The organism is Allocellulophaga tsushimaensis (assembly GCF_055383085.1).
In genome coordinates, this window is sequence record NZ_AP039451.1 from 1,336,567 (window position 1) to 1,357,994 (window position 21,428).

General features: G+C 31.3%; 23 protein-coding genes. 7 read left to right on the forward strand and 16 right to left on the reverse strand.

Translation table 11 applies throughout. From position 1 onward, the window contains the following. Window positions 1-159 precede the first annotated feature (159 nt). The 6 genes from ACZ451_RS05795 (at window position 160) to ACZ451_RS05820 (ending at window position 5,863) form a co-directional block, all read left to right on the forward strand. Window positions 160-1,134 carry an O-antigen ligase family protein gene (locus ACZ451_RS05795; RefSeq protein WP_464216155.1) on the forward strand — a complete coding sequence of 325 codons (975 nt, stop codon included), beginning with the start codon at window positions 160-162 and terminating at the stop codon, window positions 1,132-1,134. A 12-nt stretch (window positions 1,135-1,146) separates the two neighbouring features. Continuing rightward, window positions 1,147-1,866, forward strand: coding sequence for a WecB/TagA/CpsF family glycosyltransferase (locus ACZ451_RS05800; RefSeq protein WP_464216156.1), 720 nt, complete (start codon window positions 1,147-1,149; stop codon window positions 1,864-1,866). A gap of 28 nt (window positions 1,867-1,894) precedes the next feature. Then, on the forward strand, window positions 1,895-3,064 hold the full coding sequence (locus ACZ451_RS05805) for a glycosyltransferase family 4 protein (protein WP_464216157.1): 1,170 nt from the start codon (window positions 1,895-1,897) through the stop codon (window positions 3,062-3,064). A 61-nt stretch (window positions 3,065-3,125) separates the two neighbouring features. Then, window positions 3,126-4,424: a UDP-glucose dehydrogenase family protein gene (locus ACZ451_RS05810; RefSeq protein WP_464216158.1), complete on the forward strand. Its 1,299-nt coding sequence runs from the start codon at window positions 3,126-3,128 to the stop codon at window positions 4,422-4,424. Between the two features lie 11 nt (window positions 4,425-4,435). Then, window positions 4,436-5,413 carry a UDP-glucuronic acid decarboxylase family protein gene (locus tag ACZ451_RS05815; protein ID WP_464216159.1) on the forward strand — a complete coding sequence of 326 codons (978 nt, stop codon included), beginning with the start codon at window positions 4,436-4,438 and terminating at the stop codon, window positions 5,411-5,413. A 231-nt stretch (window positions 5,414-5,644) separates the two neighbouring features. Continuing rightward, a complete protein-coding gene (locus ACZ451_RS05820; protein WP_464216160.1) occupies window positions 5,645-5,863 on the forward strand; it encodes a hypothetical protein in 219 nt (72 codons plus the stop codon). Between the two features lie 111 nt (window positions 5,864-5,974). On the opposite strand, the gene ACZ451_RS05825 is transcribed toward ACZ451_RS05820, so the two are convergent. From ACZ451_RS05825 to ACZ451_RS05880, 12 genes are all read right to left on the reverse strand, one after another. After that, window positions 5,975-7,201, reverse strand: a complete 1,227-nt coding sequence (locus tag ACZ451_RS05825; RefSeq protein ID WP_464216161.1) for a murein hydrolase activator EnvC family protein — start codon at window positions 7,199-7,201, stop codon at window positions 5,975-5,977. 1 nt (window position 7,202) lies between these two features. Next, window positions 7,203-7,979 (reverse strand): lipoprotein insertase outer membrane protein LolB1, encoded by a 777-nt coding sequence (gene lolB1 / locus ACZ451_RS05830; RefSeq protein WP_464216162.1) that lies wholly within the window; start codon window positions 7,977-7,979, stop codon window positions 7,203-7,205. Window positions 7,980-7,988: 9 nt separating this feature from the next. Beyond that, window positions 7,989-8,924 carry a tetratricopeptide repeat protein gene (locus tag ACZ451_RS05835; RefSeq protein WP_464216163.1) on the reverse strand — a complete coding sequence of 312 codons (936 nt, stop codon included), beginning with the start codon at window positions 8,922-8,924 and terminating at the stop codon, window positions 7,989-7,991. Window positions 8,925-8,998: 74 nt separating this feature from the next. Beyond that, a complete protein-coding gene (locus ACZ451_RS05840) occupies window positions 8,999-10,018 on the reverse strand; it encodes a sugar nucleotidyltransferase (RefSeq protein ID WP_464216165.1) in 1,020 nt (339 codons plus the stop codon). Window positions 10,019-10,071: 53 nt separating this feature from the next. Next, a complete protein-coding gene (locus tag ACZ451_RS05845; RefSeq protein WP_464216167.1) occupies window positions 10,072-10,797 on the reverse strand; it encodes a hypothetical protein in 726 nt (241 codons plus the stop codon). 107 nt (window positions 10,798-10,904) lie between these two features. Beyond that, complete coding sequence (locus ACZ451_RS05850) at window positions 10,905-11,846, reverse strand: tetratricopeptide repeat protein (RefSeq protein WP_464216168.1); 942 nt, start codon at window positions 11,844-11,846, stop codon at window positions 10,905-10,907. 39 nt (window positions 11,847-11,885) lie between these two features. Beyond that, window positions 11,886-12,320 carry a dUTP diphosphatase gene (gene dut / locus ACZ451_RS05855; RefSeq protein ID WP_464216169.1) on the reverse strand — a complete coding sequence of 145 codons (435 nt, stop codon included), beginning with the start codon at window positions 12,318-12,320 and terminating at the stop codon, window positions 11,886-11,888. 21 nt (window positions 12,321-12,341) lie between these two features. Next, window positions 12,342-13,799 carry a lipopolysaccharide biosynthesis protein gene (locus ACZ451_RS05860; protein ID WP_464216171.1) on the reverse strand — a complete coding sequence of 486 codons (1,458 nt, stop codon included), beginning with the start codon at window positions 13,797-13,799 and terminating at the stop codon, window positions 12,342-12,344. 55 nt (window positions 13,800-13,854) lie between these two features. Then, entirely contained in the window at window positions 13,855-14,367 is a 513-nt protein-coding gene (locus ACZ451_RS05865) for a hypothetical protein (protein WP_464216172.1), read from the reverse strand. A gap of 142 nt (window positions 14,368-14,509) precedes the next feature. Continuing rightward, the gene (locus ACZ451_RS05870) at window positions 14,510-15,079 is read right to left on the reverse strand and encodes a hypothetical protein (protein WP_464216173.1); all 570 of its coding nucleotides are present in this window, start codon (window positions 15,077-15,079) and stop codon (window positions 14,510-14,512) included. Beyond that, window positions 15,076-15,567 carry an RNA polymerase sigma factor gene (locus tag ACZ451_RS05875; protein WP_464216174.1) on the reverse strand — a complete coding sequence of 164 codons (492 nt, stop codon included), beginning with the start codon at window positions 15,565-15,567 and terminating at the stop codon, window positions 15,076-15,078. Before ACZ451_RS05875 ends, ACZ451_RS05870 begins: the two co-directional genes overlap by 4 nt. 3 nt (window positions 15,568-15,570) lie before the next feature. After that, entirely contained in the window at window positions 15,571-16,413 is an 843-nt protein-coding gene (locus ACZ451_RS05880; protein WP_464216175.1) for an alpha/beta fold hydrolase, read from the reverse strand. 246 nt (window positions 16,414-16,659) lie between these two features. Between ACZ451_RS05880 and ACZ451_RS05885 the strand changes: the two genes are divergently transcribed. Further along, window positions 16,660-17,109 (forward strand): DM13 domain-containing protein, encoded by a 450-nt coding sequence (locus tag ACZ451_RS05885; RefSeq protein ID WP_464216176.1) that lies wholly within the window; start codon window positions 16,660-16,662, stop codon window positions 17,107-17,109. Window positions 17,110-17,174: 65 nt separating this feature from the next. Here the strand turns inward: ACZ451_RS05885 and ACZ451_RS05890 are convergent, their stop codons facing one another. The 4 genes from ACZ451_RS05890 to atpA all read right to left on the reverse strand — a co-directional run bounded on the left by ACZ451_RS05890 (window position 17,175) and on the right by atpA (window position 21,395). After that, entirely contained in the window at window positions 17,175-18,425 is a 1,251-nt protein-coding gene (locus tag ACZ451_RS05890) for a TCR/Tet family MFS transporter (protein WP_464216177.1), read from the reverse strand. 136 nt (window positions 18,426-18,561) lie between these two features. After that, on the reverse strand, window positions 18,562-19,422 hold the full coding sequence (gene atpG, locus ACZ451_RS05895; RefSeq protein WP_464216178.1) for an ATP synthase F1 subunit gamma: 861 nt from the start codon (window positions 19,420-19,422) through the stop codon (window positions 18,562-18,564). Between the two features lie 30 nt (window positions 19,423-19,452). Beyond that, a complete protein-coding gene (locus ACZ451_RS05900) occupies window positions 19,453-19,791 on the reverse strand; it encodes a four helix bundle protein (RefSeq protein ID WP_464216179.1) in 339 nt (112 codons plus the stop codon). A gap of 26 nt (window positions 19,792-19,817) precedes the next feature. After that, window positions 19,818-21,395 (reverse strand): F0F1 ATP synthase subunit alpha, encoded by a 1,578-nt coding sequence (atpA, locus tag ACZ451_RS05905; protein ID WP_464216181.1) that lies wholly within the window; start codon window positions 21,393-21,395, stop codon window positions 19,818-19,820. Window positions 21,396-21,428: the final 33 nt, after the last annotated feature.

The following is a 21,428-nucleotide window of genomic DNA, read 5'->3' on the forward strand; positions in this document are numbered from 1 at the left end:
GTAACGTATTCATTGTTTACTTTAAAAAAATCGAGTTTTACATTCAAAATAAGTTTTTTACAAACTTCTTTAATATGCTACTTTTTGTTAGTGGTTGTATCTTCAATCTTTATTTCTCAACAAATAAAGGAAATAGAGAGTTATCTGTCTTTTATAGGCATGCCAATTATTTTTTTCCTAGCTCATAGAAAAATAAATTCAAACTATGTATTTACGGTTTTTACAGTTGTTGCATTTATCGCATCGTTTTCTGCACTTATTTTAAATTTTAATTTTTTAATTGAAAATAATGTGCCCCTGAGGCTGTACTTTGATTGGAGGTATAATAATGATTTCTTATCGCAACAGATAAATTTTAATGCCAATTATATGTCGGTATTTATTGCTATTTCTTTTTTTTGGATTTTATACAGGCATTTACTTTTTAATAGTGGTTTTAAGATGTTAACCGGCATTCTCTATTTTTTTCTGATGCTTTATTTTCTTTTTTTTATGTTTCTCCTTGCCTCTAGATTTGTTTTATTAATTACCATTTTAATTACTGTGATTTCAATTGTATGGTATTTTTTAAAAAAAAGAAAAAAAAAGACAGGTGTTTTTGTACTTGTTGTGGTTATATCAATGTTGTTTGGTTTATCAAAAATAGGTGTTTTTGAACAGCGAATTAAAAGAACCATTTCAGAAATCAGTAAGCTTTCTACTTCTGAGGAAACTGTTGGTGGGTTTTCGGTAAGAAAACAAATATGGATCTCTTCAATTGATGTTCTTACGCAATCATATGTCTTAGGAGTAGGTGTAGGTAATGTTAAAAATAGGCTTGGGGATGGTTTTAAAGCACAATCTTACCATCAAGGGATTATTTATAAATATGATGCTCATAATCAATATTTACAAAGTTTTTTAGAATTAGGTATTATTGGTTTACTATTGGTTTTAATAGTATTTGTAAGGCTTACTTATATCTGTTTAAAAAGTAAGAGTATATTTTTTCTAACTATTTCAATACTATTGGGTTCCTTTGCATTTATGGAATCAGTGTTTGTTGTTCATAAAGGTGTTGTTATGTACTCTTTTTTGATACTTTTACTCGAAAATAGTATTACAAGGAAAAGTCACCATAAAGAATTAAACTAAGCTTATTTTAGGATGCTTCATAAATCATTTTATAAAAATATTGTTGATAGATTACATACAACCAATACAGTATTAACTTCAAAACAATTTCAATATTTTTCTTACATAAATCCAACAGTATACTTAGAATTAAGAAAAGAATCTTGGCTTCTAAAAAATATAGATGTATTATTCCTAGATGGCATTTTTTTAGCCCTTTTATTTAAAAGTATGGGATATAAAGTAAAAAGGAATAGTCCAGATATGGTTGGTTATTTTGGAACATTATTTAAAAAAGCGGAGAACGAAGGTTCAAAAATATATTTTGTAGGTAGTGATGCTCTTTCAATAAAAAAAACAGTTAAGGTGATAAAAGAATCTTTTCCAAAATTAAATATAGTTGGTTATAGGGATGGTTATTTTTCATCAGAAACTGAAAAGAAGCAAACTTGTTTAACGCTTAAAGAAGTTGCTGCAGAAATTGTAATTATAGGTATGGGTACACCTCATCAAGAAAAATTCTTACATACTCTAAATTCCGAAGGTTATGATGGACTTGCATATACTTGCGGAGGGTTTATTCACCAAACAGCCAAAGGAATAAATTATTATCCCAAATGGATAAACGATCTAAATTTAAGGTGGCTTTATCGCTTTTTTGATGAAAAGAGGGTTTTTCTTAGAACGCTAAGAACATATCCTACATTTTTGATAATTTTTATATGCGACTTTTTAAGATATAAGCTTAAATAATTTATACTTTTACGAAAATATTAAAATCGTGTTTTTTTTAGAAACCGCAATATGTCTTTTCTTAGGAGCTTTTCTCTTAACATACTTAACAATTCCAAAAATTATTGGTGTTGTTGAATATAAGAGACTAATGGATGATCCTAATAAAAGGAGTTCTCATTCTACTAAAACTCCTACTTTAGGTGGCGTAGCTTTCTTTTTTACACTTATTTTTGCTTTGTTTTTTATAAAAGGGTGGAATACTTTTGATGAAGGAATGTATATTATCCCTGGCCTTACTATACTGTTTATAGTAGGCTTAAAAGATGATTTAGTAGTATTATCACCTGTTACTAAACTAATTGCGCAAATATGTGCCATTTCTTTTGTCTTAGCAAATGAAGGTTTTACCATCTATTCCTTAAACGGATTTCTAAATATTAATGAAATACCATATTTTATTTATCTGCCAATTGCGGGTTTTATGATGCTAACCATTATAAACTCATATAATTTAATTGATGGTATTGATGGATTAGCATCTATTGTTGGGATAGTAATATTAATCTTATATACCACAATATTTTATTTATCCGGTGAGTATTTTTATGCTTTAATTGGAATAACAATGAATGCTTCTCTAATTGCTTTTTTTGGATTTAATATTTCTTCGGATCGCAAAATTTTTATGGGAGATACTGGTTCGTTGATAGTTGGGTTTGTAATTAGTATACTTACACTTAAGTTTTTAGCCTTAAAACCGCATGATTATACAGAGCTGCCTTTTTTATTAGAAAATGCCCCTCTAATAGCCATAAGCATTCTCATTGTTCCTTTATTTGATACTGCTAGGGTATTTGCAATACGTTTAGCAAATAAAAAGGGTCCATTTTCACCAGATAGAAATCATACACATCATGTACTCATAGATTATTGGGGATTAAGCCATAAACAAGCTAGCTTTCTAATAGGTTGTTTCAATATTCTGTTTGTAATGTTATTTATTGTTTTAGGCAGTACCTCAAAAAATTTGGGGATGGTATTGATGCTTGTTTTCATTATTATTGTTTTGGGGTATGTTTTTTTCAAGTACAATTACAATTTTAGTAATTTAAAGCAAAAAGTAACTTTAAAGAAAAAAATAGAAAGTCTTAAAGTAAATAAACCCGATTCTAAAAAAAATAAATTAAAAAAAAATAAATCAAAAAAGGAACTATAACTGGAGTAATAGTATGTTAAACTATACACCAGCGATGTTTTATAAAAAGTAAATTAAAAATATGAAAATATCAGTAATAGGTACTGGTTATGTTGGATTAGTTACAGGTACATGTCTAGCCGAAACTGGAAATGAAGTTGTCTGCGTAGACATAGATGAAAATAAAATAGAAAAAATGAAGAATGGTGAGGTACCAATTTATGAACCTCATTTAGATATCCTTTTTGAACGAAATATCAAAGCAGGTAGATTATCGTTCACAACTTCACTGAAAGAAGGTTTAAATCATGGAGAGGTTATTTTTTTGGCATTACCAACTCCAGAAGGAGAAGACGGTTCTGCTGACCTTAAATATATTTTGGATGTTGCAAATAACATAGGAGAAATTATTTCTGAATATAAAGTAATAGTTGATAAGAGTACAGTTCCCGTAGGAACAGCTGAAAAGGTACGTATGGCTATTGCTAAGAGAACAGAAATAGATTTTGATGTAGTTTCTAATCCAGAATTCCTTCGTGAAGGGTTTGCAGTGGATGACTTTTTAAAACCCGAACGGATTGTTATTGGATCTGTTTCGGAGAGGGCAATAAATTTAATGAGTAAATTATATAGGCCGTATGTTAGATCTGGAAATCCAATTTTAATTATGGACGAAAAATCGGCAGAACTTACTAAGTATGCAGCAAATTCTTTTTTGGCTACCAAAATAACTTTTATGAACGAAATTGCCAATTATTGCGAGAAAGTAGGAGCTAATGTAGATATGGTTCGAAAGGGTATGGGAACAGATTCAAGAATTGGAAAACGTTTTCTTTTCCCAGGAATTGGATATGGAGGTTCTTGTTTTCCAAAAGATGTAAAAGCACTACATAAATCAGGTAAAGATTCAAATTATGATTTTTCTATTTTAGAATCTGTTATTAAAGTAAATCAATCTCAAAAAACAATTCTTCTTCCTAAAATTGAAAAACATTTTCAAGGAAATTTAAAAGGCAAAAAAATAGCGTTATGGGGTTTGGCTTTTAAACCAGAGACTGACGATATTCGAGAAGCACCATCTTTATATATGATAGAAGAATTATTAAAAAGAGGAGTAACCCTAAACGTATTTGATCCAGAAGCCATGGATAATGTCAAAAAATTACTTGGAGATAAGATTGTGTATTCTAAAAATATGTATGAAGCAACGGAAGATGCCGATGCATTGTTAATATGCACAGAATGGAGCGTTTTTAGAAACCCAAACTTTACGAAGTTAAGCAATAAGTTAAAAAAGAAACTTATTTTTGATGGACGTAATTTATATGATACCGAAGATTTAAGGAATATAGGTTACACATACTATTCCATAGGAAGATAAAAGTAAAATTAATGAAAAGAGTACTTATAACAGGCGCAGCAGGATTTTTAGGATCACATTTATGTGACCGTTTTATAAAAGAAGGCTTTTTTGTAATAGCTATGGATAATCTTATTACTGGCGATTTAAAAAATATAGCACATCTTTTTCCACTTAAACAATTTGAGTTTCACCATCATGATGTGAGTACTTTTATACATTTAGAAGGGAAAGTAGACTATATATTACACTTTGCTTCTCCTGCAAGTCCAATTGATTATTTAAAAATACCAATTGAAACGCTAAAAGTAAGTTCTTTAGGTACATTTAATCTGCTAGGACTTGCTATGCAAAAGAAGTCTAGAATACTAGTAGCATCTACTTCGGAAATCTATGGGGACCCCTTAGTACACCCTCAAAACGAAGCATATTATGGAAATGTTAGTACTATAGGCCCACGTGGTGTTTATGATGAGGCAAAACGCTTTATGGAGTCGTTAACGATGGCATACCATCGCCATCACGGCTTAGAAACCCGTATTATCCGTATTTTTAATACCTACGGTTCTAGAATGCGACTGAATGACGGTCGTGTAGTACCCGCCTTTATGGGACAGGCTCTACGTGGTGAAGACCTCACTGTTTTTGGTGATGGCTCTCAAACACGTTCTTTTTGTTATATAGACGATCAGGTTGAAGGTATTTATAGGTTGCTTATGAGTGATTATTCAGATCCCATAAATATTGGAAATCCAGATGAGACTACCATCAAAGAATTTGCAGAAGAGATTGTAAAACTTACTGGTACAAACCAAAAAATTATATACAAGCCCTTACCAAAAGATGACCCTTTACAACGCAAACCAGATATTACTAGAGCTAAGGAAATATTGGGTTGGGAACCTAAAGTGCATCGCTCTGAAGGGCTCAAAATAGTATATGATTATTTTAAATCATTATCTCCAGAAGAACTTCAGAAAAAAGAACATAGAGATTTTTCTGATTTGTAGTTATATAACTCAAAATAAAGTGAATATATTTAATGTAAGATCATTCTTTTATGAGTCTTATATTAAGTTGCTGTACTATCTAAAAGTTGCAATATTTACTTTATTCAACATGGTAATGGTTCCACTCATCTACAGTAAGCCGTAATTTACCTATAACCCTCCTTTGTTATTGCACAATAATAGCATCTTTGTGGGTATATAATTAATACCCTAAATTAAAACCTACTTATTATGCTTATACCAAAAAAACAAACAATTTCAACCCAAGAATATACTAATGCATCAATAATAAAAGCAGAGAAACATTTTGATGCTTTTCTTAAAGAGATAAATCATATTTTGCCCTACTTATGTAGAGATGACGCTGCAGATACTACTAAAGGAGTTTTATTAAGAGCACTTTATGTAGACTATAAAAGAGATTGTAGTATTAAAAATTTGTTACAATAAATCATATTTGGACAGACTCAAGAAGGTATTTCAATAAAAAATAGTTTTAATTCAAACAGAATTTAGGCTATTACAGCATTTTATTGGTCAATAGCTTAAAAATGATTGGGTTTATAGCTGATAAATCCATTCTTCTGGGTTTAACCTGCTGGTATCTTGGTAAAGGTAGAATTTAAGTTGTGTTTGGTTGCTTTGTGTACTTGTAGCAACAACACCTACCTCTTGTTTGGTACTGATAAGCTCTCCTTTTTTTACAAAAACAGAGGAAAGGTTATAATACGTGCTAATAAAGTTGCCGTGTTTAATCTGTACGCCTTTATTTCCGCCAGGAACACTAATTATAGCTATAACTTCTCCTTTAAAAATAGAACGTGCCTTAGCGCCCTTGTCAGTGGCTATAATAACGCCATTGTTTTGATGCTTAATTCCTGGATAAATGGCATCGCTATAAACACCAAAACCTTTGCTTTTTATACCTTTTTCTACAGGCCAAACTAATTTTCCTTTATTTGCAGAAAAATTAGTAGCTATTATTTTGGCTTCTGGAGTTAAGTAAAACCTACTTGTATTAGATTTTTTGCCAGCTTTTTTATTAGAACTCGCAATAGCACTACGAATAAGTTTGTCTATTTGTTTGTCTATTTTACGAGCTTCTTTTTCTTTGTTTTTAATTGTAGCAGCATAACTACTCTCATTTTGTTTAATGGTAGCTAGTAATTCTTCTTGTTTCTTTTTTTCTTTAATAAGTTCTTTTTTAGCCTTAGTATTCTCAGCTATTAATTTGTCTTTTTCTTTACGTTGTAACGCCAGTGCTATATTTAAGCTGGTAAGTTCATCCGTTTTTGTTGTAATTAGTTTTGCTTGTTTTTTTCGGTATTCCGTATATTGTTTCATATACTGAAGCCTTTTAAAACCTTGAAAAAAACTCTCAGAAGATAATAAAAATAAAAGCCTGCTTTGATTAGATTTATTTTGATAAGATTTTTGAATCATTAGAGCATAATCATCTTTTAAAACCTGTAAATCGTTTTTAAGTTTTGTGATACTTCTAATATTAGCATTTAACTGCCTATTTAAAAGATTAGATTGTGTATTAGTAACTCTAATAAGTTGTCGTTGTATTCTAATTTTTTGGTCTAAAGCATCTAATTGCTCTAAAACATTTCCTTTTTCTCTTTTTTCAGCAAATAATAAACGGTTAATTTGACGAATTTCTTCTTGTAACTGTTCTCTTTTTTTTTCTAATTTTTTTTGCTCGCTTGTCTGTGCATTGGTCAAAAAAGAACATACCAGTAATAATGGAAGTAAACACTTTTTATATGCGTTTTTAATTTGCATGTTATTTTAAAATAATTTCTTTAAAACCTTTCGGTATTTTATAAGGAAATTTAAGCTTTCTGCCAAATTCTATATTCTTATATTCAATAGCTATTTTACTTTTGTTGTTTTCTAGATTAGTAACAATTGCTATTTCATTAGGAAGAATTTTTTGATCTATTTTTTGGTAGTTTTTATATTGGATTTCTAATAAACGATCTTTTTCGGGTTGTGAAATTTGTTGTGTACCTATTCTAAAATGTTTTGGCTCTATCTGAAAGAGTATTTTAAATAAATCTAAAGGTTTTTTAGGCTTCAATTCATAAGTATTGTTTACAATACCTGTGTTGTATTTTTCTTTTCTTAAATCAAACAAAGCCTGACCTAATAATACGTTTTGTACTTTTTCAAAATCTAAATCAGTACCTAATAATTTGCTGAGGTAGCTAAAATCACCATCAAAGTAAGAATTGTCTAGTCTGTTAAAAAAAGTAACTCTATTGGGTGTTATATATGCTTTAACAATACCAAGGGTTGCACTAATCCATATTGCTTTATCTTTTTCCATCCTAAGACTTACACTAAAGCTTTGCGATGCATATTTATCTTCATAATCTATCTTCATTTTACCTGCTAAAGTGACAAAATCTAACCGATTGATATAATGTGCTTTTATAATTGCTTTAGATGATAGTTTGGTATTAATAGTACCTCCCGTAATGACCTTAGTAGACTTACATGAAAAACTAAAAAAAATCAATAAACAAACTATTACTTTAGTTAAAAAGCTTTTTTTCATATTCCTATTTTAAAAACCAGGTTTTATTTTACGAAGATACAGATTTGCCTTTACCGTATTATGTAAACCTGTGTATGCATTTGCTAATTCTTTATATATTTTATTAGCTAGCTTTGTATCATCTAACATATAGTCTAAAGACTCTTCTAATATGCTCACCGCTTCTCTATATTTCTTTTTATAATTTAAAGATAAACCACGTGTATAATAAAAATAGGGTTGAGCGGGATATTCTTCTAATGCATTTTTACTAAGCTCATCTAAAAACATTAAATTGTTGGCACGGATCATTCCATCCATCTTAAATTTATAAGCATCAATAGAATTGTCCTCGGACCCTCTAGAATTGGTTGCGGTATAGGTAATGGTTTGTGTGTGTTTTTCGCGCTGTTTTTTTGCTTCCTCAACCTTACTTTTTAGACTAACTATAAATGAATTATTTTTAATACCATTTAGTATTTTAAGAGCACTTTCGTAGCGTCCTTTTTGATAATATAGTAATGCTAAATTTTCTTTAAGCATATTATTATCAAACGGAATCTCACCTTCTACTTCTGTTATGCCACCGTTTTGCAATTGTAATGCATCTAACAAAGTATTTAAATACCAATAATTATCTGGAGCTCCATTAATTGCTTTTATGGCATATTCTTTTGCAAGAATTGCTTGTTTGGTTGTGGTGTATAGGTTTGCTAATTCATAATCTATAGTAGCTAATTCTGGATCTATTTGTTTGCATTCTAACAATAGGTTTATAGCCTTATCGTAATTTTCTATCCCCTTTTGTTTTAATGCCTCAAAAAAAGTTTCTTGAAAAGTATCTGAATATTCGTCTAAAAACACTTCTGAACTTTTTTCAGTTTCTATAATTTTTTCTTGCGCATAGTTTCCTGTAGAAATTAAAACTATTCCTAGAAAAAAGAAAAAAAATAGTGCTTTGCCCATATTTAATGTATCAATCTTAAAAATCAAACAACAAATAACGAGAAATATTGTTCGATTTCTAAGATGAATTATATTTATTCCATTACTGAGTAATCACCAATACTTATGGTTTCAAAATTACCATTATATTTTACATGATTACCAATCATAGCATTGTCTAGATTTGCATTGCTAATGATAGAGTTTGTTTGTATTAAACTATTTTTTATGGTACTATCTTCAATAGAAGTATGGTCGCCAACAGAGACAAAAGGACCTACAGTACAGTTTTTCAACACAACATTTTCTCCTATAAAACAAGGGGCTACAATATTTGCATTCTCCAATTTAGCAGATGTAGCCACAAGTGTTTCTTTAGCATCTTTTTCTAAAAACCCTAGCATACGCTGATTGGTTTCTATAGTAACATTTTTGTTGCCACAGTCCATCCACTCTTCTACTTTACCAGGCACAAATTTCATACCCTTTTTCATCATACCCTTAATACCATCATTAATTTGGTATTCGCCGCCATTAATAATGTTATTGTCTAATACATGTTGTAATTCTTCTTTAAGAATAGCAACGTCTTTAAAATAATAGATACCAATAACTGCTAAATCTGAAACAAACTGCTCTGGCTTTTCTACCAATTCTACAATTTCTTGGTTTTCGTTTAGCTTTACCACACCATAAGCCTCTGGCTGGTCTACTTGTTTTACCCAAATAACACTATCTGCGGTCTTATCTAAGTCAAAATCTGCTCTAATAAGGGTATCTGCATATGCAATTACTGCAGGGCCGCTTAGTGACTCTTTTGCGCACATAATGGCATGGCCAGTTCCTAAGGGTTGGTCTTGTCTGTAGATAGATGCTTTAGCCCCTAAACTTTCTGCTAATGCTTTAAGGCTTTCAACTACATCATCACCAAAAAAAGCAGGGTCTCCCAAAACAAATGCAACTTCTTCTATAGGTTCTCCTAGAACACCAGCAATATCTCTTACCAAACGGTGTACAATTGGTTTTCCTGCTACAGGAATTAAGGGTTTTGGTACTGTTAATGTATGTGGTCTTAAACGGGAACCTCTACCCGCCATTGGTACTATTATTTTCATTTAATTGTCTGTATATACAGAGATTTTATAGTTAATATTTATTTTTTGTTCTTTTATATTTCTCCAGTTAATTTGAAATACATAGTTCCAATTATTGAGAATAACACCAATAAAAGCCACCATATTACATTTTTTGTCTTTTTATCTATATTTTTATTTCTGCGAACTTCGTAAAAAGAATATCCTAAAAATAAAATCAAAATCGTTCCTGTTATTCCTACAATTAATTTATTTGTAGCTATATATACAGAGGCCATTAGACCAAGTATTAGTATAATTAATAAACCTTTGTATTTTTCAGCTAAAGGTTTCTTGTCAGAATCTGTAATTGGGTGAATTTGAGATAATAGTTGTTCAAGTTTTTCAGAATCATCTATTTGAGAAGGTATACCGATAATTTCGGTCTTAGAACTTCCTAATATGGTTAGTATTCCTTTAGAGTTTCTAATGATTGATTTTATCTCACTGTGGGAGATTGAGATTGTTTGAGTGTTTTTTTGTTCTCTTATAATATTCTTAGAATTTATAATTAACTTATAGCTTTCAAATAATATTTTTTGTCTTTTAATTGCTTTATTTAACCCAAAAGCTATTGCTCCTATTGCTATTATGATTGTTAGTATAAGTGCTAATGGATCACTTGATTCTCCATTTGAATTAAAATGACTAATTACGAGTCCAGTTCCAGCAGCTAAAATCGTAATTGGAATAGTTCTAATAATTATTGCTTTTTTTATTTCATTAAAGCCATTTTCTTTTATTTGAAACTCTTCATTCATTTTATGATAATTACTGCTAACAAATTATATATGTAATTAAACTTACTTTTTCACATTATAAACTAAACAGATTTTAGCGTAATTTATTTTACAAAAAACACTTAAATTTAGTATTCTATATGATGTTTTTCAGCCATTTTTTCAAAGATAGCTAATTGGTCTTTTTGCTTTAGTTCTTTGTAAAAAAGTTGTAAGTTACTTTCTGCATCTCTTGCATAAGGAGATTTTGCTTTTTGATATAGCAAAAATGCTTGCATCATATGATCTAAAGCATTTTCATAATCTCCTTTTAAATGGTACATGCGTCCTGTGCCATAATAACCTTCTCCATCTTCTGGAGATGCTTTTATCAATACTTTATATGCTTCAATTGCTTCATCATATTGCTTTAATTTTTCGTATGCAACCGGAATGTTCATCATTGGCATTTTACCTGTAGGGTCTACCTCTAAAGATTTCTTATAACAAAAAATGGCTTTTTCATAGTGGTCTAAGCGCCTATGGCTAATCCCTAACATATCCCAGGCATAAGCAAATTTTGGATCTTTATCCACAGCTTTCTGATAGTTTACAGCTGCTTTTACAAAATCTCCCGCACCATAATACTCTTGTCCTTTTTCATAAAACTTTTTTGCTTTTTTCTTGTTGGAAATAGAACTTTCGGTAGGTTCATTAATTGAAGTCATTAATACTTTCATTGAACCGCAATTTCTGAGCAGATATTCTTGAATTTCTTTTTTGTTTGCTCCAACAATAATATTATACTCTTTTTTGCTAGGTAAAATAATAGTATCTGTAGCATTATTTACAGCTGCTTCTGCAATAGAATCTAGTTTTATGGTCTCAAATGTTTTTGCCATTTGACGCGTAAGAGTAGCTGTTGAAATACAAGATTCAATTTCTTTATACCGCTCTTTTTCACTTAAAGAAAGTTTTATATCATTTATACATTCACATGCAATATCTGCAGTTTTCTTTACATCTGTGTCTTGTGCGTAGCCTGTTACAGTAACAAAAGCAGTAATTAAAAGTAAAAGTTTGATTTTCATTATTGGTTTTTTTTTGGTTTATAATTTTTTTAAAATATATTATTTTACTCCGGTACTCCCAAAACCACCTTCGCCTCTTTTGGTTTCAGATAATTCGGTAACGGCTATCCAATCAGCACGCTCATGTTTCGCGATCACCAATTGTGCTACTCGTTCTCCGTTTTCTATAGTAAAAACTTCATTAGAAAGGTTTACTAAAATTACACCTATTTCACCTCTATAATCAGCATCTACAGTACCAGGAGCATTTAAAACTGTAATCCCTTTTTTTGCTGCTAAACCACTTCTTGGTCTTACTTGCGCTTCATAACCTATGGGTAATTCTATAAAAAGGCCTGTTTTTATAATAGCTCTACCTAAGGGTTCAAGAACAACAGCTTCTGTAATATTGGCTCTTAAATCCAAACCAGCAGAAGCACTAGTTTCATAATGTGGTAAATCGTGATTAGACTTGTTTATAATTTTAATTTCCATTTTATATTTTAAACGTTTTTGTTATTTTTTGAACACTTTCCGTAGTGTATCATTTTCCATTTTATAGACGATTCCTAAAAATACGAATAGTAATAGGTTTCCCCATAGTAAGTTCCGATCAAATATATAGAAGGCTATGACAGAAAATACAATGGAGGTAATTAAATAAAATCCTATTTTTCGCATATTATAAGGAACTGGGTATTGTTTTTTGCCAATGGTATATGATAATACCATCATTGTACCATAGGCAATTAATGTTGCAATAGCTGATGCCATATAACTAAAGTACCCTATAAATATATAATTGATTATAACAGTAAGTATGGCTCCAATAACAGAGATAAATGCCCCATATCTGGTTTTATCGGTTATTTTATACCAAACCGATAAATTGTGGTAAATCCCTAAGAAAAAACTCGCTAATAAAATGATCGGTACAATTTTCATGGCATCCCAATAATCTTTGTTGTTCACAAAAATTAGCTTTAGAATATCTGCATAAACAATTACAGCCAGTAAAATTACACTTCCTAAAATCACAAAATAATTAGTAATCTGTGCATAGGTTTTCTGAGGGTTTTCTTCTTTAGCATGACTAAAAAAGAAAGGCTCTATTCCCATTCTAAAGGCTGTAGCGAACAAAGTCATAAATAAGGCTAGCTTGTAGCAAGCAGAATATTTTCCTATTTCATCTTTAGCAATATCTGGGCTTAGTAATTTTTCTAATAAAACACGGTCAAAAACTTCATTTATGGTAAATGCAATCCCAGCAATAAGAACAGGTGCAGCATATTTCATCATTTTTTTCCATAAATGGCCATCAAAAGTATATTGGTTTTTTAGATATAATTCTAACATTAGGAGTAGTGTAATTGCACTTGCTATAAGGTTTGATATAAAAATATAGGAAACTTGGAAGTCTGGTTTGTACATCCAAGCAAATACACTATTAGGATTGTTATCTATGATGCTGGGTAATAAGATAAGGAAGAACAGATTAAATCCTAGATTAATACAAACGTTTACAATTTTAATAATGGCATAGCGCATTGGTTTTTCAGTAGCACGTAACCATGCAAACGGAATAATTACTAAAGCATCTAAAGCTAGAATATAAATTACATAGTTTACATATTTGGGTGCAATATCTGATACTTCTGCCAAATTTTCTTTGAATAATAAGGCAAGTATAAAAAATAATGTAGTAGAAATTCCTATGGAAATTAATGAGGTAGAAACAACAGATTGTTTGTTTTTGGTTTTATGATAAAACCGAAAAAAAGCGGTTTCCATTCCATAGGCTAAAAACACATTAAAAATTGCGAAATAAGCAAAGATAACTGATACTTCTCCATATAAACCTGGAGGCATTACGTCTGTGTATAACCTAACTAATAGAAAAGAAAGCATTCTAGGAAGTACAGTTGCTAATCCGTATACAAATGTTTGCTTAAAAAGTTTCTTTAATGGGTTCAATAGTGCAATGTTATTGTATAAAAATACATGTTAAAACCCCTTTTTTAAGACAAAATTAATTATTTGGCCTACTAGAATAAATTAAAGGCTGTTTCTCTTTAATATCAGAAATCTTAGCATACTTCATTTTTGCATTCCCTTTTTCTGTATAAGCAACTAAGGCCTCATTATCATTAATTTCAAAAGGAAATTCTTCTTTTTTATTCAGGGAAGGAGGCTGGTTACCTACTTCTTTTTTAGAATCTGCATGCATAACAATATCTGGTTTCTGCATGTTCTGATCAGGAAAATTAGAAACTAGATAACTTATTCCACCATCTTCTTCCATACTACAGTTTGTAATTTTTCCTCTAAAAAATACTTTATGAAATATAATACCATTAGGTACATTTGAAGTTATAGCAATGTTTAACGAAAGCCCTGACCCGCTATCTGCAGTGCCTCCTATCCATTTTTGGCAAGTGGCCATGCTTATTTCAAAAGGGGTTTCTGTTTGTAATTTTTTTTGAGATGAACAACTTCCTAAGCTCATGACTAAAATAATTGCGGTATATATTGTCGTTTTCATACGTATTTATATTATGTGATAAAGGTATGAAACCAAATTTAATGCCAAATAGATACGAGTAAAAATCTTTTAAAGACTTTTCTTTCAGTGTGAAAAAGAATTTTAATGACCATTTTTTAGGTTTTAAAATGAATAGAGGTCATTAAAAAAAGTACTCATCTGTGTTTAATTCCTTTAATGCTGCCATTTCTTTTTGAATCTGTTTGTAGATAAAAAAGCTCAAAACAAATAAAATGACTATGGATGAAACAATGATATAAGTATAAAATCCAGTAGATAAACTTTGTTTAAAAAAAGGTAAAAGGATAATGAAACCTATAGCATACAACACAATAATGATTGGTGTGATAATGTAATGGACTTTAACTCTAGTTTTATAGTACTGTAACATTTCTTGCTTAAAATCACTAGATATAGCAGTTACATTTAGATTTTTTAATGTTTTTATGCTAAAGCGTTCTATGATAATTCTAGCCAGTAAAGACCCTATCATCAATACTAATGCAAAAGCAACTAAAGTGTTTTTATATGCTCCTATATATACAAAGAAGCCCACTAAAATAAGTATCGTTATACCTAAAACAACATTTGTAATATGTTGCTTGTTTTTAAGTGCTGTAACTTTATTTAAAATTTTTTGCGATCCATTTTTAGGAATTTCTGGATTGGGTTGGTCTTCCCATTGTTTTTTTAAATCTTTAAAAGCTGTCATTTTTTAACGCATTTAGTTAATTCATTTTTTATTCTATGGATTCTTACTCGAACAGATTCATGGCTAAGCCCCATAATTTCAGCAATTTGTTTTTGGGGCAAACCTTCTAGTTCTAGTAGAATAATACTTTTATTGTCTTTGTTTAAACTATTAATACAAGCATAGAGCTGTTTTAGTTGTGTTTCTTTTGTAATTGTCTCTGTTCCTTCAGAAGTGTCTTCTATGTGGCTTAAGTTACCTGTAAGAGCTATTTTTTTCTTTTTTCTGAAATAGATCAAACAAGTATTTACAGTAATCCTATAAATCCATGTAGCAATACTAGCCTCTTTTCTAAATTTTGGTAGGTTTTCCCATACTTTTATAAAAACTTCTTGAGCCAGATCTTTTGCAACTATTTCATCACCGCTAGAATATCCTAAACATAACCGTATTACTTTAGGGTAATTGTTGTGATACACCTCATCAAAAAGGGATTTTAAATCCTTCATAGACTATTCTAATTCGGTTTTAATTTCATTTAATAGCCATTCTGGCCGGTCGTACATGATAAAATGAGCCGCGTCTTTTGCATATTTAATAGTATATCCATCCAGGTTAGTATATTGTTTTTCATAATTTTGTTTCACAGTTTCTAATCCATAGGGTTGCGTTGCTGCTAAAATAGTTACAGGAGCAGTTATTTTAGAAATAGTTTCTCTTAAATCTAATTTTAATAAATCTGTATATCCATAGACATAGGTTTCTCTATCTGCTGCAAGTATCCATTTTTTAATCAATGGTTGTTTTTCTTTATTTAAAGTCATTCCATTAGTCATTTGCGTTGCCATTGCTTCAAAAGCAGTATCATCCATTTCTAATAGTTGTTTGTTGTATGGATTGTCATACACCATATATTCACTTTTAAAATTTGGCATCATCAATGCTCCAACTGATGCTAATGCATCTACCACTATAATTTTTTGAAACGTATGTGTGTTTTCAGTTCCTAACCAAAGTGCTAATGCGCCTCCTAAACTGTGCCCTATTAAGGTACTATTTTTTAATTCCTTTTTTGTAATGTAGTTTGATACGCTTTCCTTGATTTTTGGTAACCATGGTTTTTCAATTGGTGCTATGCCACCAAAGCCTGCAAAAGTAAAAATATGGCATTCGTTACTTTTTGATAATTCGGTCACTACATCTTTCCATACTTCTCCTGTACAGGTAAAACCAGGAAATAATAATATAGGATCTCCTTTTCCAATAACTTTTACTTCAAATGCTTTTTCTTGCGCATTTATGATACAGCTGAAAGCAAATACAACTACAAATACGATTCTTTTAATTGTTTTCATGAGAATAGATTTTTAAGTTCTTTTCCCTTTAGATTCAAAATTGAAAAAATGTTACAGCAATATGGAATATTTTAATGCTTGTATGCCAAATAAGAGTCAATTTTAAACTCTATTTTCCTTTTTACGGGTTATACATTCAAACCCAGAAATAGGCTATCTGTAGCTTATTTCATAGAAATTTGTATTGTGATAGAATTGTGATCTTCTTGATAAAAAATAATTGTAATTTCAGCGCAAAATTATTTTATGAAAAATTTTATTCATACTAGTATGATCATTTTTTTAGTTTGTGTAAGCTGTAATTCTGATGATGGAGGTGATGCAGTACAAGTTAATGAAACGCCAGAGGCACGAGTTTGCGAAGCAACACACCCTTTAGTTGGTGAGTCCAGAGATTTGCGTGTAAGTAGTGAGTATGGGATTAGTGGTCGAGTGACCATTATTTCTGATTGTGAAATTGAAATTTCCAATTTCTTTTATAATGGATTAGGGCCAGCTGTTAGTGTTTATGGAGGTACCGATGGTGACTTTAGTGAAGGAGTTGGTATTAATTTAAGTGAAACACTAAACGGGCGTCGTTTTGAGGGTGAAACATTAACTATTTTTTTACCTGAAAACACTTCTTTAGATGTCATTAATAGTTTTAGTATTTGGTGCTTTCAGTTTGATATTGATTTTAGTTCAGCAAGTTTTTGATAAAGCCTTTTTTAAAGCTTAAAAACTTCAGCTAGAAGTATTTTTCTTTTTTGAGTACTATATATTTATTTTGTTTTATCTATGTCTAATGCAGAATTATCATCTTTAAGATTCATTTTCTTCATTGCCCATAGTGCAAAAAGAAAAGAAGTCAATAAAAATAATGCTCCTAAGGCATAAGGCGCACCAGGAAAATAGGGTTTAGCATCTGGACGGATAAAGAAATAAAATACAGGAGAAAATATCAATTGCCCTAAAATTGCTGTAACACTTACTAAACTAGTAATTGCACCTTGTAAATTTCCTTGTTCTTTTTCGGACACTGCATTAGAAATTACCCCTTGTACGGTAGGACCGGCGATACCACCAAAAGCATACGGAATTAAGAAAGCATATAACATCCAAGGTTCTGAGGCTATTGAGAATAAAAACATGCCTAATGTCCAGAATAGAAACCCAAAAGTAATGACTTTTCGTTTTCCAAATTTTTTGGTTAGTACGCCCACCAAAGCGCCTTGTACTATGGCAACTAATAAACCGACTACCATTAATGAAATTCCAATTTCTTTAGGACTCCAATTATACCGTTCAATACCATAATAAGACCATGTAGCAGGTAAAGATTGCCCGGCAAGGTTTGCCAAAAAGAAAGCTGTGATAAGAAGCAATACACCTTTATAGTTTCTAAGGCTTACTAAAGAAACTCCGGGGATCATCTTCAAGACATTAATAGATCTTCTATTTTCAGGAGTTAAAGATTCAGGTACCAAAAACAACCCAAAAAGGAAATTTGCAAAAGTTAATCCAGCAGCAATATAGAAAGGTAATCTAATATCTATTTCACCAAAAAAACCACCAATTCCAGGACCTATAATAAAACCTAATCCAAAAGCGGCACCAATTAAACCAAAGTTCTTTGCTTTGTTCTCTTTGGTGCTTATATCTGCAATATACGCAGAAGCCACTGTAAAACTTGCCCCTGTAATACCAGCTAAAAACCGACCTAAAAATAACCAAATTAAGGTAGGAGCCCAGGCATGGATTAAATAATCTACGCTTAAACCTAAAAGTGCAATTAATAAAATGGGTCTTCTACCATATTTATCTGAAATTTCTCCTAAAACTGGTGAAAATAAAAATTGCATTCCCGCAAAAGCGGTGGTTAACCACATACCATAGATGACAGCCTTATGGGTATCTTCTCCTGTTAGTTCCATAATTAGGTCCGGTATAATAGGAAGAATAATTCCAATACCTATGACATCTACTAAAACAGTGATAAAAATAAAAAATAAGGCGGTTTTGTTTGATTTCATTCTAATATCAAAAATCGGATAAAAAAATGAGACTTTAATGAAATATGTTATTAAACAAAAAAGACCTCACATTGCTGTGAAGTCTTATTTATAATATAGTTGTTGACTGAGCGTAGTCGAAGTCTATAGTAACTGTTTAATTGTTTAAAGCTTCTGCACCACCAACAATCTCAAGGATTTCATTAGTAATAGCAGCTTGTCTTGCTTTGTTGTATGTTAATTTAAGCTGATCTCTTAGTTCTGTTGCGTTATCTGTTGCTTTATGCATTGCTGTCATACGTGCACCGTGCTCACTAGCAAAAGAATCTCTAACCCCTTTGTATAACTGTGTTTTTAATGACTTAGGGATCAATTGCTCAACAATTTCTGCTTTAGATGGCTCATAGATATAATCTGCATTAGAAGTCTCCTCTCCTGCTATAGGAACAATTGGTAAAAACTGCTCTGTCATGATAATCTGGGTAGCAGCATTTTTAAACTTGTTGTAAACAATATCTATTCTATCATAAGAACCATTCGAAAATTGTTCCATGAGTTCTTCTGCTATGGCAGCAACATTATCAAAAGTTAATTCATCATAAACAGCACTGTGGTTGTTGATTACATTGAATTTCTTTTCTAAAATATCATTCGCTTTTTTACCGATAGCCATAAAATCTACTTGCTTTCCAGCATAAGTCTCAGTAGCTAAAGTCGTACTCTGTTTAATAATATTGGTATTAAAAGCGCCACACAAACCTCTATTAGATGTAATAGCTACAACCAATACTTTGTTTACTTCGCGGTTATCGGCATACTGGCTACCAGCATCTGCTTCTAAACTTGCGCTTAAACTTTGTAAAAGTTCTGTTAGCTTATCTGAATAAGGACGCATAGCAGTAATTGCATCTTGTGCTTTTTTCAACTTAGCAGCAGAAACCATTTTCATGGCACTGGTAATCTGCATGGTTGATGATACCGATGCTATTCTGTTACGTATTTCTTTTAAGTTTGCCATTTTTTCAAGTTATGAGTTATGAATGATTAGTTATGAATTTTTTATTATTGCTACTAAAATTCGAATTAACTCTTCACACTTTTCCTTCATATTGTTTGGTACTTGCCTTCCAGTTGCTTCTAAAATTTCTAACCAATAAATGGTTTCATCAGCTTCTTTAAGCGCAATTCCAAACTTATTTTTGAAATCTCTAGTACTAACTCCTCTTTGAGCTTCTCTAGTATTGGCACCAATACTAGTTCCACTTTTTAATAATTGAGAAGCAAGTTCAAAGTCTTTATTTTCTTTTAAAGAATCACAGTACAAAACTATATCGCAAGCAAATTGAAAACTTTTTATCCTAATAGGACTCGCATTCAATTTACTCATAACTCATAATTCTGAACTTATAACTTTTAATTATACTTCGCTGATAATTCTTTACACACACTAGTTAATGCGTCTGTAACCTCATCAGTTAGTTTTCCTGCTTTTAAAGTATCTAAAATACCTCTGTGTTTCGCATTTAAGAATTCAATATAATCTACTTCAAATTCTTTTATTTTTTCTACAGGAACATCGCGTAATAAGTTCTTAGAACCTGCATATATAATTGCGACTTGATCTTCTACTGTAAAAGGATCGTTTTGCGCTTGCTTTAAGATCTCTACATTACGTTTTCCTTTTTCAATTACGTTTAATGTAGCAGCATCTAAATCTGAACCAAATTTAGCAAACGCTTCTAGTTCACGAAATTGAGCCTGATCTAGTTTTAAAGTACCAGATACTTTTTTCATGGATTTAATTTGAGCATTACCACCTACACGCGATACAGAAATACCCACGTTAATTGCTGGTCTTACCCCTTGGTTAAATAAATCTTGCTCTAAGAATATCTGACCATCTGTAATAGAAATTACATTGGTTGGGATATAAGCAGAAACATCACCTGCTTGTGTTTCAATAATAGGTAATGCTGTTAAAGAACCACCCCCTTTTACCATTGGTTTTAACGAATCTGGAAGATCGTTCATGTCCTTTGCAATCGTATCATCATTAATTACTTTTGCAGAACGCTCTAATAATCTAGAGTGAAGGTAAAATACATCTCCAGGATACGCCTCACGTCCTGGTGGTCTTCTTAATAATAAAGAAACCTCTCTGTAGGCAACCGCTTGCTTAGATAAATCATCATAGATAATTAAAGCGGGTCTACCCGTATCTCTAAAATATTCTCCAATAGCAGCACCTGCAAACGGAGCATATACTTGCATAGGAGCAGGATCTGATGCGTTTGCGGCTACGATAGTTGTGTAGGCTAAGGCACCATTATCTTCTAGTGTTTTTGCAATGTTTGCTACGGTAGAAGCTTTCTGACCTATAGCAACATAAATACAATACACAGGATTCCCTGCATCGTAAAATTCTTTCTGGTTTAAGATGGCATCAATACAAACGGTAGTTTTACCAGTCTGGCGGTCACCAATTACCAATTCACGCTGACCTCTACCTACGGGGATCATCGCATCAATTGATTTTATTCCTGTTTGTAATGGCTCAGTTACGGGCTCACGAAAAATTACACCAGGTGCTTTACGCTCTAGTGGCATATTGTATGTGTCACCAGCAATAGGGCCTTTACCATCGATAGGTAAACCTAAAGTATTTACTACACGCCCAACAATACCTTCACCTACTTTAATAGAAGCAATAGTTTGGGTACGTTTTACGGTAGTACCTTCTTTTATAGCTCTAGAAGGGCTTAACAATACCACCCCAACATTATCTTCTTCTAAGTTTAAAACGATACCTTGTATACCACCATCGAATTCTACTAATTCTCCGTACTGTACATTAGATAAACCGTATACACGAGCGATACCATCACCCACTTGTAAAACTGTTCCTACTTCATCTAAAGAAGCCGTAGCTTCAAATCCTGATAATTGATTTTTTAATATTGCTGATACCTCAGCGGCTTTTACTCCTGCCATTTGTTTAAGACATTAGATTTTAAATACAAATAC

Excerpts from the sequence above, each read along its gene's own strand:
- ACZ451_RS05820 (WP_464216160.1), top strand. The coding sequence starts at position 5,645 with ATGCTTATACCAAAAAAACAAACAATTTCAACCCAAGAATATACTAAT.
- ACZ451_RS05800 (WP_464216156.1), top strand. The coding sequence starts at position 1,147 with ATGCTTCATAAATCATTTTATAAAAATATTGTTGATAGATTACATACA.
- ACZ451_RS05875 (WP_464216174.1), bottom strand. The coding sequence starts at position 15,567 with ATGAAGGATTTAAAATCCCTTTTTGATGAGGTGTATCACAACAATTAC.
- ACZ451_RS05890 (WP_464216177.1), bottom strand. The coding sequence starts at position 18,425 with ATGAAATCAAACAAAACCGCCTTATTTTTTATTTTTATCACTGTTTTA.
- ACZ451_RS05880 (WP_464216175.1), bottom strand. The coding sequence starts at position 16,413 with ATGAAAACAATTAAAAGAATCGTATTTGTAGTTGTATTTGCTTTCAGC.
- ACZ451_RS05810 (WP_464216158.1), top strand. The coding sequence starts at position 3,126 with ATGAAAATATCAGTAATAGGTACTGGTTATGTTGGATTAGTTACAGGT.
- ACZ451_RS05850 (WP_464216168.1), bottom strand. The coding sequence starts at position 11,846 with ATGAAAATCAAACTTTTACTTTTAATTACTGCTTTTGTTACTGTAACA.
- ACZ451_RS05865 (WP_464216172.1), bottom strand. The coding sequence starts at position 14,367 with ATGAAAACGACAATATATACCGCAATTATTTTAGTCATGAGCTTAGGA.
- ACZ451_RS05845 (WP_464216167.1), bottom strand. The coding sequence starts at position 10,797 with ATGAATGAAGAGTTTCAAATAAAAGAAAATGGCTTTAATGAAATAAAA.
- dut (WP_464216169.1), bottom strand. The coding sequence starts at position 12,320 with ATGGAAATTAAAATTATAAACAAGTCTAATCACGATTTACCACATTAT.
- lolB1 (WP_464216162.1), bottom strand. The coding sequence starts at position 7,979 with ATGAAAAAAAGCTTTTTAACTAAAGTAATAGTTTGTTTATTGATTTTT.
- ACZ451_RS05815 (WP_464216159.1), top strand. The coding sequence starts at position 4,436 with ATGAAAAGAGTACTTATAACAGGCGCAGCAGGATTTTTAGGATCACAT.
- ACZ451_RS05825 (WP_464216161.1), bottom strand. The coding sequence starts at position 7,201 with ATGCAAATTAAAAACGCATATAAAAAGTGTTTACTTCCATTATTACTG.
- atpA (WP_464216181.1), bottom strand. The coding sequence starts at position 21,395 with ATGGCAGGAGTAAAAGCCGCTGAGGTATCAGCAATATTAAAAAATCAA.
- ACZ451_RS05835 (WP_464216163.1), bottom strand. The coding sequence starts at position 8,924 with ATGGGCAAAGCACTATTTTTTTTCTTTTTTCTAGGAATAGTTTTAATT.
- ACZ451_RS05885 (WP_464216176.1), top strand. The coding sequence starts at position 16,660 with ATGAAAAATTTTATTCATACTAGTATGATCATTTTTTTAGTTTGTGTA.
- ACZ451_RS05870 (WP_464216173.1), bottom strand. The coding sequence starts at position 15,079 with ATGACAGCTTTTAAAGATTTAAAAAAACAATGGGAAGACCAACCCAAT.
- atpG (WP_464216178.1), bottom strand. The coding sequence starts at position 19,422 with ATGGCAAACTTAAAAGAAATACGTAACAGAATAGCATCGGTATCATCA.
- ACZ451_RS05840 (WP_464216165.1), bottom strand. The coding sequence starts at position 10,018 with ATGAAAATAATAGTACCAATGGCGGGTAGAGGTTCCCGTTTAAGACCA.
- ACZ451_RS05795 (WP_464216155.1), top strand. The coding sequence starts at position 160 with ATGCCAATTATTTTTTTCCTAGCTCATAGAAAAATAAATTCAAACTAT.
- ACZ451_RS05900 (WP_464216179.1), bottom strand. The coding sequence starts at position 19,791 with ATGAGTAAATTGAATGCGAGTCCTATTAGGATAAAAAGTTTTCAATTT.